Below are 18203 nucleotides of genomic sequence, written 5' to 3'. Positions count from 1 at the left end.
ATGATACGGGATTGTGGCGGTGCAGCAATACTTTTACAGCAAACTGATCCAAGCGGCGGGCACTGGCACATGGCATGATCGCTGGTATTTTCTTTCAGAAAGTTTATCCTTGACTCATGCAGCCGCCCGTCCCATCCGCGTCCTGATCGCCGACGACCACAGTCTGCTGCGCGAAGGCATCGCGGCGCTGCTGGCGAGCGAGAGCGGCATCGAGATCGTCGGCCAGGCCGCCAACGGCGAGGAAGCGATTGAGCGCTTCCGCTGCCTGCGCCCGGATGTGACCCTGGTGGACCTGCAAATGCCGCTGCTGGACGGGCACGAGGCCATGCTGGCCATCCGCGCGCTCGACCGCCACGCACGCGTGCTTGTACTGACGACCTACAAGGGCGACGCCCGCATTGCGCGTGCGCTGGGCGCCGGCGCCGCTGGTTACCTGCTCAAATGCGCGATCCGGCTCAACCTGGCCGATGCGATCCACCGGGTGCATGCCGGCCATCGCTACATTCCGGCGGAAGTGGCCGCCGAGATGGCAAGCTACTTCGGCACCGACAACCTGTCGGGACGCGAGCTGGAAGTGCTGCGCCTGGTCGCCGACGGCAATTCCAACCGCGAAGTGGGCCTGCATCTGGCCATCAAGGAAGAAACGGTCAAGGCGCATGTCAGCGCCGTGCTCTCCAAGCTGGGCGCGAAAGACCGCACCCATGCCACCACGATCGCCCTGCGACGCGGGATCCTGACGCTGTAGGCGTACGGGCGTTTGTCATCCATCTCAATGTATTTGATCCCGGGAACAAAAATGAACCAAGAAAATGACAACACCGCGCTGCGCATCGGCCTCCAGGCGGTGCCGCGCGCCTTGCGCACCGTGCACAAGGCGCTGATCGACGTGGAGACGGTATATTTCGGCGCGGTCGGCGGCCCGCTGGAGCACCTGCAGCTGATCACCAATCACCCGCATTTCGCGTGGCTGCAGCCGATGTCGGTCCTCATGGCCGCGCTCGACGAAGCGTTGGACGAGCCGGAAACGCTCAGCACCGAGGTCATCGCCGGCTGGCGCGGCCAGATCGAGGAATTGGTCGGACCTGGTACCACGGCCGGCAGCGCCTTCCGCGCCAAGTATGTGATCCTGCTGCACGATTCACCCGAGGTTGCGATGGCGCACGGCGCGCTACGCCAGGCGCTGGGACACTTGCCGCAGCCGTCCGCCGGCACGCCGGCTCGGCTGGGATAAGACCGGGCGAAGCGATATCGGGCCCTGCCGACGCGGTCGACGCCAGCCGCTTGCGGCAACCGCCAACCTCAAGCGCCTCGCCCCGATGCAGGCGGAGGGGCCAACAGCAGCGCGCGCGCCAAGGCGCCATGCTTACCCAGCACAAACCCATGCAGTCGCTGCGGGTAGTCGTCCGCCACCGCGTTACGCACCGACAGCCGCGCTTGCAATGCCTGGCGCCAGCGGCTGACCTCGGGCATCGCCTCCAGGAAATTGAGGCCGCGAAGATGGCCGAACAGGTCGGCGTAGCGAAATACCGGCGCGAACGCGGCATCGACCAGCGCGAAATCCGGGCCCGAAAAGAAGGGGCCGGCGCGCTCGCTGCCGGCCAGCGCCAATTCCAGCGTGCCGAACTTTGCCTTCAGGTCCTCGGACCTGACCGCCAGCGCGTCGTCGGCGGCGCAACCGTACAGGCCGGCAACCGAGGCCAGCGTGGCCGACGCGAACTCGATCCAGGCCCGGTGCCGGGCCCGGATAAGAGCGTTCCGGGGATGCATTTTCGGTTCGTATTCGTCATCCAGGTAATCGCAGATCGCCGCCGATTCGAACAGCGGCTGGCCATCGACCAGCAGCACCGGCGTTTTCCCGAGCGGCGAGACGGCAAGAAACCAATCCGGCTTGCCCGACAGGTCGATAGCGCGGCGCTCGAACGGCAAGCCCTTTTCGGCCAGCACGATGGCGACGCGCTGCACGTATGGGCAGAGTGCGTGGCTGATGAGTGTCAGTGTCGGCTTCATCGTGCAAGCCGATCAGCGCAGGGTAAAGCGCGTGCTGCGCATGGCAGCATACGCGCCGTCACCGATCAGCCACAGCGCGACAGAGGCGACCGACAGGAAGACCGGATATTCCCAGCCCCCGTTCAAACTCGTGTGCACCCAGCCATTTCCCGCATGCACAGCGGCCGCAGCCATCATGATCGGTGTCAGCGCCAGCGCAACCTGGCGCGCATAGACACCGCCGACCAGCGCCAGGCCGCCCAGCAGTTCGGCCGCAAAAACAGGATAAGCCAGCACGGATGGCAAGCCCACGCTGGCAAAGTAGGCAGCCGTGCCCGCCAGCGTGAAGACCCACAGCTTGAGCAGCGCGTGGGCAATCCACATGATGCCAAGACTGATACGCAGCAGGGTAATGCCATTTGCGGCCGCGCTTTGGTGGGATACAGTTTCCACGGGTTGCTCCTTCCTTATGAGTGAATGCAGGTAATATATCGATTCGAATTTGCAATGAAAATAGGCGACCATGCAGACGGCCAATGCAGAAACGCAATACCAACTCAGTGCGACGGACATGCAGGTGATCCTTGCCCTGGTGCGCGGCGGCACCATCGCCGGGGCCGGCGCGCGGCTGAACGTGGACGCCTCCACGGTGTTTCGCGTGCTCCAGCGCATCGAGAAGGGCTTGGGCCAACGCTTGTTCGAGCGTTCGCGCAATGGTTGCGTGCCACTGGAAATGGCGGCCCAGGTCGCCCTCCATGCCGAACACATCGAGACCCAGGTCGAGGCCGCCCGTGCGCTGCTGCAGAGCCAGCCTGACGAGGTTGCCGGCTCGGTGCGGCTGACCACGACGGACACGATCCTGCATGGCTTGCTCGCGCCCGCCCTGAAACCCTTGGCCGTACTGCACCCGAAGCTGGGTTTTGAGCTGCACACCGGCAACGAGCTGGCCAACCTGACTCAGCGCGACGCCGACATTGCCCTGCGCGTCACCAAGCGCCCCCCGCCGCATGTGGTGGGCAAGCACGTGGGGCCGATCAGGGTTGCCCTGTTCGGGGCGAAAGATGGCGCGCTTACGCAGTTCGATCCCGAGCGCGCCGGATCGCTGGCATGGATTGCTCCGGACGACGCCATGCCCGAGCATCCGTCGGTATTGTGGCGACGCAGGCATTTTCCCAAGGTCGCGCCGCGCTATCGCGTCAACAGCATCCTGACAGTGGCCGAATTCACGGCCATGGGTCTCGGTGTGGGCGTACTGCCGCTATTTCTGGCGCAAGCACGCCCGGACCTCAGGCAACTGAGCCCGGTACTCGACGAATGCCAGACCGAGCTATGGATGCTGACGCATACGGAGTCCAGGTACTTGCGGCGTATCGCGGCTGTGTTCAGCCACTTGTCGGAACACTTGCAATTGCGTTAATGTGATAACTTTCGAAACAATTCACTGGGGGGAACCGCATGGCACTTGAATGGACCGACTCGCTCGATGCAGTCGATTGGCAAGAACTGTCGGCGCTTTACAAGGTCGCGCCGCTTGGCGACAAGAGCGCCGCCAATCTGAAGATCGTTTTCACCAACAGCCGTTACCGTTGCTTCGTGCATGAGGACGGTCGCATCGTCGGCGTGGGACGCGCCCTGGCCGACGGCGTCGACACCTCCTACGTGTGCGACGTTGCTGTCTTGCCGCAATACCAGGGCACTGGCCTGGGCAAGCAAATCGTCGAAAAGCTGGTCTCGCTGTCCCACGGGCACAAGAAGATCCTGCTGTATGCGGTGCCGGGCAAGGAACCGTTTTATCAAAAATTCGGATTCAGGCGCATGAAAACGGCGATGGCGATTTTCGAAAACCAGGAGTTGGCGCAGGAACGCGGCTACCTCGACATCGACTAGACCATGCAGGCCCCCGACCTCGACCTTGTCGACCGGGTCCCCGCCCCCCTCTTGTCACCCCATCACTCAGGTGGCTGAGCGCCGGCGGCCAGGTCGTCCTCGCTCGTTGCGCCAAGTTTGACCGCGTCAATGCCCATGCCCGACGACTTGCACATGCCCCCGCACTGCAAGTCGAAGCGCCAGCTGTGTCGCGGGCAGACCACGTGCATGTTCTCGTCGATGGTGGCGTAAGCCAGGTCGCCGCCCTGATGCGGGCAATAGCGGTTGATCTCGTATTTCCGCCCCAGGTGCTCGATCACGATGCGTTCTTGCGACAGGTTGAAGTTGTGCTCCAGGGAGCCGGCCAGGTTCGCTTCATCGGCGAACAGGAAAATGTTGGCGACCGTGTTGTACACGTCCGGCAGCCGCTTCAGGCTCGCGCGCAGGCTCAAGGCGAGGTCTTGCCAGCGCGCTTCCGCGCACATCAGCGAAAAGTACTTGGTGCTCGCTTGCAGGACAATGCAGGGTGAGTGCGGTTGGGGGGACGCTACAAGCACCTTGCCGACCAGGTCCACTTGCAGCCAGTCGGCGTCGCCGGGGCCCCAGTTGAACGCGATCGATGGCGTATCCGGTGGCACGGCCATATCGGCGATGATGTCCAGTCGCCGTTGCAGCACGTGCGCAAATCGCGTCGCCGAGAAGGTGTCGGCGGTGTGTTCCCACACGTCCTGATGCGCCGCCCGGTAGCACGCGATCTCGGCGGGCGTGGGTGCGGCGATGGGAATCCGGTTCGCGCCCTCTTCAATGCGCTCGCCCGGCCGCGGATAGAGGATGTTGCCGATCCCTTTCTGCGTCAGGTATTGATCGAGTTGGTCCTGATGAACGAAGATCGTTCCGCTGCCAAGGCTGAGTGCGGGATCGAGAAACGGGAAAAAGCACGGTCCGGCCGCCGGCACGACGAAGCGCGGAGCAAGGGTCCGCACGCCACCGAGGACATTGTGGAATTTGCTGAGCGCCTTTCGCCGGGACAAAGCCTGGCGCTGCTCCGCGGGCATCTCGAAACAGGCCGGATGCCAGTTGGCACCGGAAAACTGCACAGAATAGTAGTCGATGTCGCCGAGTTCCTGTTTCAGCCTCGCCAACCGGTCAAAAATCTTGCAGTCGTTCTGATTGAAAAAGGTGAAATCGGACGTGCTGACGAATAAGGCCGCATCCTGATTGATGCCGCCATCATCGATGAACACCCGCAAGCGAATGCCGCTGCCCGCCTGGGCGCCCTCGGACAGTTCGACGGTGTGGAGCTGCATGCCGCGCAGCGTGTCGAGCAGATATTTGTCTTTATAGTTCGGAATGAATACCGTGCAACGCGGATGGTTGGACAAGGCGCGCAGCGTCGATGCGTCGAAATGGTCCTGGTGCGCATGGCTCAGGAAAATGTTCAGCACCCGGTCGGCGCAGCGTTGCTGCACCATGCCGAGCAAGTGGCTGTTCGGCGGCCATTGATGCCAGCTCCCGAAAAACGCACCGTTCTCGCTCAGCCAGGGATCGATCAGCAGGATCTCGTGATCGGTCTCGATCAGGAAGCCGGCATGCCCCAAAAATGTGAAGTCTGCTTTCATAGTCAGTGTCTCAAGGTTGTATGTCGGGGGACGGACGTCCCCGCTGACAAGCCAGTGTGGTCCGCGCGATCACGCCGGTGCTTGATGAGGAATAAGTCCGGGGAGGTTGCTGAGATCGCTGTCTGATCGGGCTTAATGCCAATGCTGATATGAATCCATGCGCCGTATGTCCGGAACGGTGACCGGTGGGAGACGGTTGCGCAACGGAATGGATCCCGCGTGGACCGGCTCGTTACCTTGCCGACTGGCGTTCGATGCGTCTACCAGGTCGTGCCTTCATACAAACGAAACAGGTTGTCCCGGGTATTTTCAATCCAGTTTGTTTCCCACTGCCTTGGATGAGTCAGAAAACAGATTCTGGCGTACTGTCCGAGTGCATCGAATGGAGAGAGCGGGCGGTAATACTGCGGAAATGGGCGGTCGGAAATATACATGTCGATGTTGTCGAGCAGCGAGCGGTCGTACGTCTCGCATTCGATCCCGCAGCGCTCGCGCAATGCGCGGTCCTTGAGAATCTCGGTATTGCTCAACTCCAGGCGGCGGTTGGCAAAGTCACCGTGGCTGGCCACGGTGGTCAGCTTGCGCCCGAAACGATCCTCGATCGAACCAACATTGCGGGCGAAATCGTCGCGAATGTCTCCGAGCCGCGCCTGAATGACAGCGGGGTCCTTGATGTGGTGCTTCTTGGCGAACGTAGCCAGCTCCTCGTAATGATAACTGGCCTCGCTGCCATACTCCTCGATCTCGTTCATCAGCGCGAAGTCGAGCGTGGAAAGGCGAAAATAATAGCTGGCCTTGATGTCATATTTCTTCTCGATCTCGAATAGTTTTCTTGCAGTCCTGAGGTCGGTATCGATGTCGTGACGGTGAACAACGACTTTCTGCTGCGGGCGCGGGCCCTGTTCGCGCAAAGCATGCACATACTGGCGCACCGACGTTTGCACATACCCCGCATTGCCCGCCGCGCGAATAAAATCCTCGTACAACGGCAGGCGCGAGGGCATGACATAGTCGGCGTACAGCCTGTTCATCACAGTGTTCATTGGAGGGGGGCGCGGTGCGCGGTAAGAGTGGTCGCCGGAATGGGCCCGCCCGGCAACGCGGTCACGTCGCCCGATCTGCCGAGACTGGCTCTTATTATCGTGATGTGCGTTATCGCGGCTTTGACAATAATCACGCCGGCCGGGCCGCGTGCCAATGGAGCGGGCGCCCTTCGAGGAAACTTGCAGCACTTTATGCAGTTACCCCACATCGCTTAGTATACGGAGCCGTCCGGCAACTGGCACGCTGCAAACAGCGCACATTCACCCGTCCCATCAGGATTTCAGAGGTAGTCACTTGAATCAACCGCAGCAAGGATTTCTTCTGACCCGACACTGGCGCGATACCGCCGCCGGCACGGAAGTGGACTTCTGGCTGGCGACGGACCAAGGCCCGCGCCAGATCCGCCTGGCGGCGCAGCCATCGGTGGCATTCATTCCCGAGCAGTGGCGCACCCGGGTCGCCGCACTGCTGCAAGGCGAACGCGGGTGCGAACTGCGCGAGCTCGATCTGGTCGACTTCCAGCGGCGGCCTGTATTCGGTCTGTACTGCCTGCATTACCGCCAGCTGCTCAAGCAGGCAAAGCGCCTGCGCGACTACGGCATCGATGTGTACGAAGCCGACATCCGCCCGCCCGAGCGCTACCTGATGGAACGCTTCATCACGGCGCCGGTCTGGTTCCACGACGATCCGGAGGGCGGCCAGGCGGGCGCGGTGCTGGGCAGCCATCTTAAGCCAGCGCCAGCTTACCGTCCGCGCCTCCAGCTGGTCTCGCTCGACATCGAGACGACCTCGCACGGCGAGCTGTATTCGATCGCGCTCGAAGGCTGTGGCCAGCGCCAGGTGTACATGCTGGGGCCGCCGAACGGCAGCGACAAGGTGCACGACTTCGCGTTCGACTTCGCCCTCGACTACTGCGACAGCCACGCGCACATGCTCGAGTGCCTCAATGCCTGGCTCGCGACGCACGACCCGGACGCCATCATCGGCTGGAACGTGGTGCAGTTCGATCTGCGCGTGCTGCAAAAGCACGCGCAGCGCTGCCAGGTGCCCTTGCGCCTGGGGCGCGACGGCAGCCCGATGGAATGGCGCGAACACGGCACGCAGCAGCATTTCTTCGCCGGCGCGGCCGGGCGCCTGATCATCGACGGCATCGACGCGCTCAAATCGGCGACCTGGCGCTTTTCCTCCTTCAGCCTCGAAAACGTGTCGCGCACCCTGCTCGGCGTTGGCAAGGCGATCGACAATCCCTACCAGCGCATGGCCGAAATCGAACGCCGCTTCAATGAAGACAAGCCGGCGCTGGCGCACTACAACCTCAAGGACTGCGAACTGGTCACGCGCATTTTCGAGAAGACCGAGCTGCTGCCCTTCCTGCTCGAACGGGCCAGCGTCACCGGGCTGGCGGTCGACCGCAGCGGGGGCTCGGTGGCCGCCTTCGAGCACCTGTACCTGCCGCGCATGCACCGCCAGGGCTACGTGGCGCCGAACCTGGGCGATGTCGCCGGCGAAAACAGCCCGGGCGGCTACGTCATGGATTCGCGTTCGGGCCTGTACGACTCGGTGCTGGTGCTCGACTACAAAAGCCTGTATCCCTCGATTATCCGCACCTTCCTGATCGATCCGGTCGGCCTGATCGAAGGCCTGCGCGACGACAGCGGCGCCACCGTGCCGGGCTTCTGGGGTGCGCGCTTCGCGCGCGAGAAGCACTGCCTGCCGGCCATCGTCAGCCAGATCGCACAGGGGCGCGAGGCGGCCAAGCGCGAACGGAACCAGCCACTGTCGCAGGCGCTCAAGATCATCATGAACGCGTTCTACGGCGTGCTCGGGTCGGATGGCTGCCGCTTCTTCGACCCGCGGCTGGCCTCCTCGATCACCCTGCGCGGACAGGAGATCATGCACCGTACGCGCGAGCTGATCGAGGAACGCGGCTATCAGGTAATCTACGGCGACACCGATTCGACCTTCGTCTGGCTCAAGCACGCGCACGACGACGCGCAGGCGGGCCAGATCGGCCGCGCGCTGGTCGCTCATGTCAATGCGTGGTGGACCGAGCATCTGCAGCAGGAATTCGGCCTCGATAGCGCGCTCGAACTCCAGTATGAAACGCATTACCGGCGCTTCCTGATGCCGACCATCCGCAATTCTGAAGAAGGCAGCAAGAAGCGCTATGCGGGGCTGGTCGGCAAGGGCGACGGCGGCGAAGAGATGGTGTTCAAGGGCCTGGAGACAGTGCGCAGCGACTGGACGCCGCTGGCGCAGCAGTTCCAGCAAGCCCTGTACCTGCGCATCTTCAGGCGTGAAAGCTACCGCGACTACGTGCGCGAGTACGTCAACAGCACCTTGCGCGGCGACTTCGATGACCTGCTGGTCTACCGCAAGCGCATCCGCCGCCCGCTCGAGCAATACCAGGGCAACACGCCGCCCCCGGTGCGGGCGGCGCGCCTTGCGGACGACTTCAACCGCCTGCACGGCCGTCCGCTGCAGTACCAGAAAGGCGGCTGGATTCAGTACGTGATGACCCTGGCCGGCCCCGAACCGCTGGAAACGCTGCGCTCGCGCATCGACTACGACCATTACGTCACGCGCCAGCTGCAGCCGATCGCGGACGCCATCCTGCCCTTCCTGGGCGACGATTTCACCAGCCTCACGAGTTTGCAGCGGACCCTGTTCTGACGCCGCCCCGCGAATCTATGCAATGCACATTAAATTTGCCATATTTACGTTGCTCAGCAATAATAGTAATAGGAATCATTATCATTCGTAGTATTAGCTAAGCAACATAAAAAAGGATGCACCATGACAATGCAAAAGACCCGGCTGGCCGTCATCATCGCGCTCGCACTTCCTCAAATGTCCAGCTCCGCTTTCGCGCAGACGGCGACGCCGCAGACTGAGCTCAAGGAAATCACCGTCACCGCCACGCGCGACCAGGACACCGGCTATAACCCGGCCAGCGCCACCAGCGCCACCAAGATCGACGCGCCGCTGCGCGATATTCCGCAAACCGTCAACGTGGTGCCGCTCTCCGTGCTGCGCGACCAGGGCGCCCGCTCGCTGCAGGATGTACTCAAGGCGGTGCCGGGCATTGGCCTGTCGCACGGCGACGGCCAGCGCGACCAGGTGACCATCCGCGGCTTTACCGCCATCGCCGACCAGTTTGTCGACGGCATGCGCGACGATGCCCTGTACTTCCGCGACCTGTCCAACACGGAGCAGGTCGAGATCATCAAGGGGCCGGCATCGGTGCTGTACGGGCGCGGCTCGTCCGGCGGTTTGATCAACCGCATCAGCAAAAAGCCCGGCATCAACAAGAACGAGGTAAGCCTGCAGGCCGGCAGCTGGAACCAGCGCCGCGCCGACATCGACATCGCCCGCGCTGGCAGCGCCAGCCCGGTGGCGGTACGCGTGACCGGCGCCATCGAACGTGCCGACAGCTACCGCGACCAGCAGTTTCTCGACCGCGAAGCGTTCGCGCCATCGGTCTCGCTCAAGATCAGCGACGCCACCAAGCTGCTGCTGCAAGCCGAATACCTGAGCGACAAGCGCGTGACCGACTTCGGCGTGCCTGCGTATCGCGGCAGGGCGGTCGACGTTCCCGCCGGCACCTACTACGGCGCGGCCAACGCGAAGGATAACGATTACTCCGAGGCGGAAGTGAAGGCCTTCGGCTTTACGCTGGATCACCGTTTCAACGATGCCTGGTCGCTGCGCAATGCCTTCCGCCACTACAATTACACGCTCGACCGCAACAATACGCTGGCTGGCGCGGTCGATGAAAAGGCCCTGACGGCGTCGCTGAACCGCAGCAATGTGTTGCGTGATGAGACCGGTTACTTCAACCAGACCGAGCTGAAACAGATCGTCAGCCTGGCCGGCATGCGCCACCAGTTGCTGTACGGCATCGAGATCGGCAAGCAGGAGAAAGACCAGCTGTTCCGCACGCAGAACAATATCGCCAAGGTCAACCTGTTCAATCCGGTCGCGCCGGTGCTGCCGTTTACCGTCAGCGCCGCGCCGTCGACCGACAACATGGGCGTGATGACGGTGACCAGCGCTTATGTGCAGGACATGGCGACCTTGTCGGCGCAGTGGAAGGCGCTGGCCGGGGTGCGCTTCGACCGCTTCGAACAGGAGACGCGCGAACGCCGCGCAGGCCAGTCGAACCTCGCCCGTGTCGACCGCGCGTGGAGCCCGCGCGCCGGCCTCGTTTATCAGCCGGGCGAGACGCAATCGTACTTCGCTTCCTTCAGCAAGTCGTTCCAGCCGTCGGGCGAGTCGTTTGCGCTGGCCGCGAACAACGCCCAGATCGCGCCCGAGGAAACCACCAACAAGGAAATCGGCGCCAAGTTCGACCTGTTCGATGGCAATGCCACCGCCGCGGTGTCGCTGTTCCGGCTGGAGCGCACCAATATCAAGGCCACCGACCCGACCACCAACCGCCTCATTCCGATCGGTACCCAGCGCAGCGATGGCATCGAGCTGACCTTCGCCGGCAAGCTTGGCGATGGCTGGCAGCTGTGGTCGGGCTATGCGTACCTGGATGCGCGGGCGGTGTCGTCGGTCGCCATCGATTCCGGACAACCGGTGCAGGGCAAGCGCCCTACCCTGACGCCGGTGCACAGTGCGAATGTGTGGCTGACCAAGTCGCTGGGCAACGGGTTCGGCGTGGGCGCCGGTGCCAACGCCGTCGGCAAGCGCTTTGCCAATCCGGGCAATACCGTAGCGCTGCCGGGCTACGCGACCATCGACGCGATGGCGTACTACCGCCAGGGCAAGGTCGACATTCAGCTTAACGCGATGAACCTGGCCGACCGCCAGTACATCGTTGCCGGGCATGGCAGCAACGGCAATCTGAACCTGCCCGGCGCGCCACGCTCGGTCCAGCTGACGGCGCGCTATGCGTTCTGAGGACTGACGCAATCCAGGGCAATCAGGACGATTGCCTTGCTCGCGCACCCGCGCAACGCCATCCGCTGCCACGGTGAACAGTGCAAGCGCCTGTTCAGCGCTGGCCGGATGGCCCCCGCCCTGCATCTCGCCGCTTGCATGACGCCCCTCGTGCGGCAGAACCAAATACGATAGCTGAGGTCTTACTCTGGTGGGCGATGTTGGTCGCGCGCGACCATCTTTGCCAACGCGTCGCCGGGATGGCCGGCGAAAACTGAGCAGCCGCCTGCATCAATCGCATGATATGGCAGTCGACCACTGCGCGTCCGGTGCCGTGTCAATGCGACCGACTCGCATCAGCGTGCGGAAAACCTCTAACTCATTTGTGGACACCATGGACATGACTGGCGAACCGCGTGATCATGGCAACATGGAAGCTCGCATAACAAAACTGGAGGCCGATGTTGCCGCGATGAAGATCGACATAGGGGTGATCAGGGCTACGGGTGCGACCAAGTCGGATATTGCCGAAGTGCGTGCCGAGATTCGTTCCGAGATCGCCGGAGTGCGTTCGGAAATACGCAGCACTGTGGCTGAAGCGAAGTCGGTCATCATCATGTGGGTTGCAGGCCTTGTTTTCCTGGCTCAGTTGGTACCCGCAGCGGTACGCCTCATCGAGAAGTACGTCTGACACGCGCATCGTTGGCGATCAAAAAACCGGCTTCACGATGACGCCCGAGACGCCGTGCACGGTCGGCGTCTTCCGTTTGTTGGGCAAGCGCGCCCCGCGAAGCCAGCCGGGCCGGAGGAACAATGCTGCGCCAGGAATGGCCCATTGCTCTCATCGCGAACCACCCAGCGAACATCTCATACCTCCACCAACGGCGGGCGGCCGCTTTTCGCCGGCAGACGGGCTAGCGGCGCAGGTGTGACAGCATGCATGATGGCGCCGGCTCGACAGAACTAACTTCAATAGAAGAGGTCTGACTGTAAAGAGCAGAACTGGCCCCGAGCCACCGGGCGAAATGCTGTCAATCATGAGGAAACACGATGGACACGAACGGCGAACCGCATGATTATGGCGACATGGAAGTCCGCGTAGCCAAGCTGGAAGCTGACATCACCGCCATCAAGATCGATGTTGCGGTGATCAAGGCCAATGGCGCGACGAAATCAGATATCGCTGAACTGCGCTCCGAGTTTCGGTCCGAGATTGCCGGAGTGCGGTCCGAGGTTCGGTCCGAGATTGCCGGAGTGCGGTCCGAGTTTCGGTCCGAAATTGCCGGGGTGCGGACCGAAATTATCGGGGTGCGGTCCGAAATCGCGGTAGTGCGGTCCGAAATCGCCGGCGTACGTCTGGAGATACGCAGCACCGTGGCGGACGCGAAGTCGGCAATTATCCTCTGGATTTCAGGCGTCGTTTTCCTGGCTCAGTTAGTGCCGGCAGCGGTACGCCTCATCGAGAAGTACATCTGATGCGCTCATCCTTGGCGATCTACAACCCAAATCGGGCTTAAACCCGTTCATCAGCACGCCGTGAACCCGATCAGACTGGGCGGAACCAATACTTGATGGTGCCGGGACGGCAGAACTAATTCCAATAGACGAGGTCTTACTGTCATGAGCATGACGGTCCCGTACGAGTTCCTTTACCAACGCATCATCGACCAGGCAGGGCCGTACCGAGTGCCGACCGGCCTCGTTCGCATCGCACGGCGGCTGATCATCCAACCTGGAGGGAGCGTGTCCTTGCAATGTACTGTCCTCCCCGGACAAACGTTTACGTCGTCAAGGAACACTATGGACATGAGCGGTGAACTGCATGATCATGGAGGCATGGATGCCCGCATAACAAAACTGGAAGCCGTTGTTGCCGCCATCAAAATCGATGTCGCGGCCATGAAGATCGATATTGGCGTGATCAAGGCAATTGGCGCGACCAAATCGGATATTGCCGATGTCCATACCAAAATAGCCGAGGCGAAGTCGGCGATCATCATCTGGGTTGCCGGCCTCGTTTTCCTGGCTCAACTGGTGCCCACCATGGTCCGCATCATCGAAAGGTACATCTGACAGCCGGTCATGCTGTTTGCCGCCCACAACCCGCCCTGTGCGGGTTTTTTGCTTTTAACATCGACCGCGCAATCAGATTACTACAGGCTAGCAAAAAATATTCCTCAAGATCGCAATGTTGGCGTATATTCATCGGTATTCGTTTTACAACGGCTATCGCCCTGACGCCCATTATCGAAAGGAATTCCGCATGCGCCCTGCCCTCCCTGCCTGCCTCGCTGTTCTGATCCTGCTGGGAGGCGAGGCCAGTGCCCGTCCCCATTCGCTCGGCATCGCCGTACCCGCGGGCGAGTCGACCATCGCCTACGACATGAACGCCGCCGGCCAGGTGGCTGCCGTGCTGGAAGACGGCGACGGCAACACGCGCGGCGTGCTGTTCGAAAAAGGCAAAATCACCGACCTGGGCTCGCGCGGCGGCATGCACAGCGATGCGCGCGGCATCAACGACCGTGGCCAGATCATCGGATCGGCGCGCAACAAGGATGGCACCTGGAACGCCTTCCTTTTCCATCGCAGCAGCGGCATGCGCGTGATGGGCACTCTCGGCGGCCCCAGCAGCTACGGCATGGGCATCAACCAGGAAGGCATCAGCGTCGGCTTTGCCGACATTCCCAACGGCGACTGGCACGCCTTCATCAACGACGGCGGCGGGCAGCTGCAAGATCTCGGCACCCTGGGCGGCAACATCAGTTACGCCAGCGGCATCAACAAGCACCGGCATGTGGTCGGCACCGCCGCCAATGCGGACGGCTATCGCCACGCCTTCCTGTACAGCGCCGAGCGCGGCATGGTCGACCTGGGCACCCTGGGCGGCCGCCAAAGCTCGGCCATGGCGATCAATGACGATGGCGTCGTGGTCGGCGCCTCGGAAACGAAGGACCGCCGCTGGCGCGCCTTCATGCACGACGGCAAGCGCATGGTCGACCTGGGTGCGCTGATCGGCAACTACAACAGCTTTGCCACCGATATCAACAATGCCGGCCACGTGGTCGGCACCGTCATGGTCGGTTCGGAGCGCATGTCCTTCGTATGGCGCGACAAGAAGATGACGGTGCACCGCGGCGGCCAGGGCCTGCACCTGACCAACGCCATCAACGACCGCGAACGCGTCATCGGCGCCACCTACGATCACGGCATGACCGCCGCGACCATGGCCTCGAGCGCCGCAGCCGTCATTACCCGCGGCGGCAGCGAGCTGCTGACCCTGATCGCCGGTGTGCTGACCCTGGCGGGCCTGGCCGTGCTGTATCACTTGCGCAACCGCGGCATCGAGATGACCGGCTCAGGCAGCTGAGGCGGAACCTGTAGGGGAAATCCGCAGGCGCACGGACAATTCCTGCGTGGTATGCTGGCCGCTCCGCGCCATACCGGCCGCGTCAACGTAAAAGGAAGCTATGCGGTTCAATTCCAGTTTGGTTCTGCGGGCGGCCGTGCTGGCCAGCTTCTCTGGCGGCGTGGCGCAGGCCCAGGACGTGATCCGGATCGGACACGTGGCGGCCACCTCCGGCGTCATCGCCCACCTCGGCAAGGATAATGAAAACGGCGCGCGCATGGCGGTCGATGAGTTGAACGCCAAAGGCGTGCTGATCGGCGGCAAGCGCTACCGCGTGGAAATGCTGGCCGAGGATGACGCCGGCGACCCGAAACAGGGCACCACCGTGGCCCAAAAGCTGGTCGACGCCAAGGTGCGCGGCGTGATTGGTCACGAAACCTCGGGCACCACGATCCCTGCCTCAAAAATCTACTTCGACGCCGGCATCCCGCAAATTTCGCCCTCGGCCAGCAACCCCAAATACACGCGCCAGGGTTTCAATACAGCGTTTCGCAACGTCGCCAACGACGAGCAGCTGGGCGCCGCGCTCGCCAAGTACGCTGTACAAACCGGCAAGGCCAGGCAGATTGCCGTCATCGACGACCGCACCGCCTACGGCAAAGGCCTGGCTGACGAATTCATCAAGAACGTCAAGAGCGCCGGCCAGGGCGCACGCGTGGTATCGCAACAATACACCACCGACAAGGCGACCGATTTCGGTGCGATCCTGACCGCCATCAAGGCCACCAAGCCGGACCTGGTATTCTTCGGCGGCATGGACGCCGTGGCCGGACCGATGCTGCGCCAGATGAAGCAGCTGGGCATGCCGCTGCGCTTCATGGGTGGCGACGGCCTGTGTTCCGATTCGCTGGCGAAGCTGGCCGGCGAGGGCATGGCCGATGGCCAGGTCATCTGCGCGGAAGCCGGCGGGGTGGACGCGCAGCAGCAAAAAGGCATGGATGATTTTCGCGCGGCCTACCGGCGCCGCTACGGCATCGACGTGATGACGTACGCGCCGTATGCCTACGACGCCATGCACGCCATGGTCGCCGCCATGCAGCAGGCCGGCTCGACCGATCCGGCGGTGTACCTGCCGGCGCTGGCCAAGGTGCGCCACAAGGGCGTGACCGGCGTGACCGCCTTCGATGCCCGGGGCGATGTGAAAGATGGCCGCCTGACGCTCTTTACCTTCAAAAGCGGCAAGCGCCAGCGTCTCAGCGTCATCCAGTAAGCGGCGTGGCCGGCATGAGGGTCAGAGCTCGCTGTCATCGGTGAGGTGTTGCAACCTCAGCAGATAGGGAGGAACTGACTGCACAAAGCCGGCCTCGACCCTGTCCGCATGCCCCGCGCTTCCCCTGGCACCGCCCAGCAACTCCGGGTTGGCTCCCATGCCGGTCGATAAGCTGGGCGCGCCGCCGCGCATGCTGAGCATGATCCGATTGATGGCGGCCTGCACGTTGCCAGTGCCCGCTCTGGAAGCGATCAAGGCGTTGTACATGCCCGAACCAATCCGGGCGCGGTCGCCAAGCGCGGCAACGTCGGCCGCATACTGGTCCGCCGATACGCCGCTCAAATACGGACTACCGCGATACGCCTTTGCCCTTTCCAGCCGCGGGGCCACCTGCGGCCCGCCTCCGCCCTCGGTCATATCGCGCGCCAGCGTGCCCATCAAGGGCACCTCGCCGGCCGGGTCGTTGTGCGCATATTGCATGCCCATGTCCATGTCGCCCAGGCCGATATCGACGTCCATATGGTGGCCGCCGTGCGCATGCAGATACATCAGGCGGGCGATATCGGAGAAATACTTCAAGTCGTTCCAGGCCTCGCCCCCGCCTTGATTGACCGAATTGGCCGCGATGCCCGATGCCGCCGCCAGTTCTTGCGGGGTGACGCCGGAAGTCGCATTCCCATTGGCCACCAGTGACTCGATCGCCCGTGTCTGATAGCCGGCGTCGCGCAGTTGCTGGCGCTGTTCATTTCGTTTGGCGATCCTGGCCTGATCCGCATCATAGGCGTCGCGTTCGGCACCCATGAACTTCCACGCCGGCGGCGCCGGTCTCCTGATCCCCGCTTCAAACGCGTCCGAATGCCACAGCGTGTGGGTCCAGGGCGTGTCGCGCGTCTTGGTGGCCGAATCCAGCAAGGTGTCCATGGCGGAATCGGTCAACGGCCCGCCCGACCAGAAGCGGTGGATCGATTGCGGAATGACATGAGCTCCGTTCGGCGCCACGGGAATGCCCAGGCGCAGTGCATCGTCGGCCTGGGTCAGCGGCGTCATCAGGCCTAAGGTGTACTGTTCCCGATGAAGCTCAATTGCCGGCACGCGCTCTGGGTCATGCTGACGCAGCAGATCCATCAACGCAGCGACTCGCACCGGGTCGTGGGCGGCGACCAGTCGTTCCAGATAGGCCTTGATGGCCACCATGCCGGCTTCATCGGTATCGAGCGGTGCACCCTCATAGTCCGCGATGGCAAGCACATAGCGCTGGACCACCCCGCTGCCCCCGGCATGCGCCGCGGGCGCCTTGTACTGCATCGGCATCGCACCGCAGGCGGCCGCCCGCGCTCCCATGACGTCGGCCTCGCGCTCCAGGCCCGCATCATCATTGACCGGCACGCCAGCCTTCATCTGCATGGTCGGCCTGACCCGTCCCTGCGCCTGCTGCACCACATGCCAGGCTTCGTGCGGCAAATGCCGCTCCTGGCCCGGCGCCAGGTGGATATCGCTGCCCTGCGCAAACGCATGCGCGTTCAGCTGTGCCGGCTGCGCCGAGTTGTAGTGCACCTTGACGTGGTCCATGCTCATCCCCGACAGGTTTTCCATGCCGGCCTTGAGCTGATCGGGCAGTCCGGACTCGTTCGCCCCGGCCCGTCGCTGCACAGGCACTTTATCCGTCATGCGGGCCAGCGCCTGCATCTGTCGTACGCGCGCACTTTCCTGTATCAGGCTGCCCATCGCCTTGCATTGGCGCGCCTGGAACCGGTCGTGGGCGAGCGCCTGTAATCGCATTTGCGCGGCCGTTTGCGCCCGTCCATCGACGAACCGGGCGCCACGCCCAGCGCCCAAGTTCTCCGCCGGCCCGGTGGCGCGCGCCTGGCGCTGTTGCTGTCGTTCGGGACCACCTTGTGCCGCCTGGTAAAGCGCGTCATGACTCATCGTTCGCCTCGCATGAACAGAACAGCAGAAATGGCGCAGAGCCCGCCGCTACAGCAGCGCTCGCCTGCCGGCCCCACGCTGGCGGCGTACTTTTCGCCGGCGAAATCGATCACGAAATGATCCTCACAATCTCATAAATTACCACGTTGATGTGACGATTGCGACATCGCAAAAATAAAAAAAACCACACAGTGTCTTATGATAAAGTCTTCCGAAATTACAACAAAAGGGAGATCAGGAATGCGCCTGCCGATCGTCT

At 62.8% G+C, this 18203-nt stretch carries 16 protein-coding genes; 11 read left to right on the top strand and 5 right to left on the bottom strand.

The genetic code is table 11. The features are described from left to right. Positions 1–109: 109 nt before the first annotated feature. Both RBA40_RS03480 and RBA40_RS03475 read left to right on the top strand, forming a co-directional pair. Entirely contained in the window at positions 110–745 is a 636-nt protein-coding gene (locus RBA40_RS03480; protein ID WP_306646000.1) for a response regulator transcription factor, read from the top strand. 51 nt (positions 746–796) lie between these two features. Next, the gene (locus RBA40_RS03475; RefSeq protein WP_306645998.1) at positions 797–1231 is read left to right on the top strand and encodes a hypothetical protein; all 435 of its coding nucleotides are present in this window, start codon (positions 797–799) and stop codon (positions 1229–1231) included. A gap of 68 nt (positions 1232–1299) precedes the next feature. On the opposite strand, the gene RBA40_RS03470 is transcribed toward RBA40_RS03475, so the two are convergent. Both RBA40_RS03470 and RBA40_RS03465 read right to left on the bottom strand, forming a co-directional pair. After that, positions 1300–2007 (bottom strand): glutathione S-transferase family protein, encoded by a 708-nt coding sequence (locus tag RBA40_RS03470; protein WP_306645996.1) that lies wholly within the window; start codon positions 2005–2007, stop codon positions 1300–1302. 12 nt (positions 2008–2019) lie between these two features. After that, positions 2020–2439: a DoxX family protein gene (locus RBA40_RS03465; protein ID WP_306645994.1), complete on the bottom strand. Its 420-nt coding sequence runs from the start codon at positions 2437–2439 to the stop codon at positions 2020–2022. A gap of 70 nt (positions 2440–2509) precedes the next feature. On the opposite strand from RBA40_RS03465, the gene RBA40_RS03460 reads away from it, so the two are divergent. Further along, the gene (locus tag RBA40_RS03460) at positions 2510–3403 is read left to right on the top strand and encodes a LysR family transcriptional regulator (protein ID WP_306645992.1); all 894 of its coding nucleotides are present in this window, start codon (positions 2510–2512) and stop codon (positions 3401–3403) included. 38 nt (positions 3404–3441) lie between these two features. Then, on the top strand, positions 3442–3873 hold the full coding sequence (locus tag RBA40_RS03455; RefSeq protein WP_306645990.1) for a GNAT family N-acetyltransferase: 432 nt from the start codon (positions 3442–3444) through the stop codon (positions 3871–3873). Positions 3874–3935: 62 nt separating this feature from the next. Here RBA40_RS03455 and RBA40_RS03450 read toward each other — a convergent pair whose 3' ends face one another. Next, a complete protein-coding gene (locus tag RBA40_RS03450) occupies positions 3936–5471 on the bottom strand; it encodes an MBL fold metallo-hydrolase (RefSeq protein ID WP_306645989.1) in 1536 nt (511 codons plus the stop codon). Positions 5472–5731: 260 nt separating this feature from the next. After that, entirely contained in the window at positions 5732–6502 is a 771-nt protein-coding gene (locus RBA40_RS03445) for a polysaccharide deacetylase family protein (protein ID WP_306645987.1), read from the bottom strand. 307 nt (positions 6503–6809) lie between these two features. Between RBA40_RS03445 and RBA40_RS03440 the strand changes: the two genes are divergently transcribed. From RBA40_RS03440 to RBA40_RS03410, 7 genes are all read left to right on the top strand, one after another. Further along, positions 6810–9188 (top strand): DNA polymerase II, encoded by a 2379-nt coding sequence (locus RBA40_RS03440; protein ID WP_306645985.1) that lies wholly within the window; start codon positions 6810–6812, stop codon positions 9186–9188. Between the two features lie 123 nt (positions 9189–9311). Beyond that, a complete protein-coding gene (locus tag RBA40_RS03435) occupies positions 9312–11423 on the top strand; it encodes a TonB-dependent receptor (RefSeq protein WP_306645983.1) in 2112 nt (703 codons plus the stop codon). Positions 11424–11796: 373 nt separating this feature from the next. Further along, positions 11797–12093, top strand: coding sequence for a hypothetical protein (locus RBA40_RS03430; RefSeq protein ID WP_306645981.1), 297 nt, complete (start codon positions 11797–11799; stop codon positions 12091–12093). 359 nt (positions 12094–12452) lie between these two features. After that, positions 12453–12878 (top strand): hypothetical protein, encoded by a 426-nt coding sequence (locus RBA40_RS03425; RefSeq protein WP_306645979.1) that lies wholly within the window; start codon positions 12453–12455, stop codon positions 12876–12878. A 144-nt stretch (positions 12879–13022) separates the two neighbouring features. Next, positions 13023–13475: a hypothetical protein gene (locus RBA40_RS03420; protein WP_306645978.1), complete on the top strand. Its 453-nt coding sequence runs from the start codon at positions 13023–13025 to the stop codon at positions 13473–13475. Positions 13476–13665: 190 nt separating this feature from the next. Next, positions 13666–14769 (top strand): HAF repeat-containing protein, encoded by a 1104-nt coding sequence (locus RBA40_RS03415; protein WP_306645976.1) that lies wholly within the window; start codon positions 13666–13668, stop codon positions 14767–14769. 100 nt (positions 14770–14869) lie between these two features. Then, the gene (locus RBA40_RS03410) at positions 14870–16018 is read left to right on the top strand and encodes a branched-chain amino acid ABC transporter substrate-binding protein (protein ID WP_306645974.1); all 1149 of its coding nucleotides are present in this window, start codon (positions 14870–14872) and stop codon (positions 16016–16018) included. A gap of 21 nt (positions 16019–16039) precedes the next feature. Here RBA40_RS03410 and RBA40_RS03405 read toward each other — a convergent pair whose 3' ends face one another. Continuing rightward, positions 16040–17944 carry an eCIS core domain-containing protein gene (locus RBA40_RS03405; protein ID WP_306645973.1) on the bottom strand — a complete coding sequence of 635 codons (1905 nt, stop codon included), beginning with the start codon at positions 17942–17944 and terminating at the stop codon, positions 16040–16042. Positions 17945–18203 lie beyond the last annotated feature (259 nt).

The organism is Massilia pseudoviolaceinigra (genome assembly GCF_030846505.1).
Lineage (GTDB): Bacteria > Pseudomonadota > Gammaproteobacteria > Burkholderiales > Burkholderiaceae_D > Telluria_A > Telluria_A violaceinigra.
Note: the sequence above shows the minus strand (reverse complement) of the source record. Positions and strands in the feature narration are given on the sequence as shown.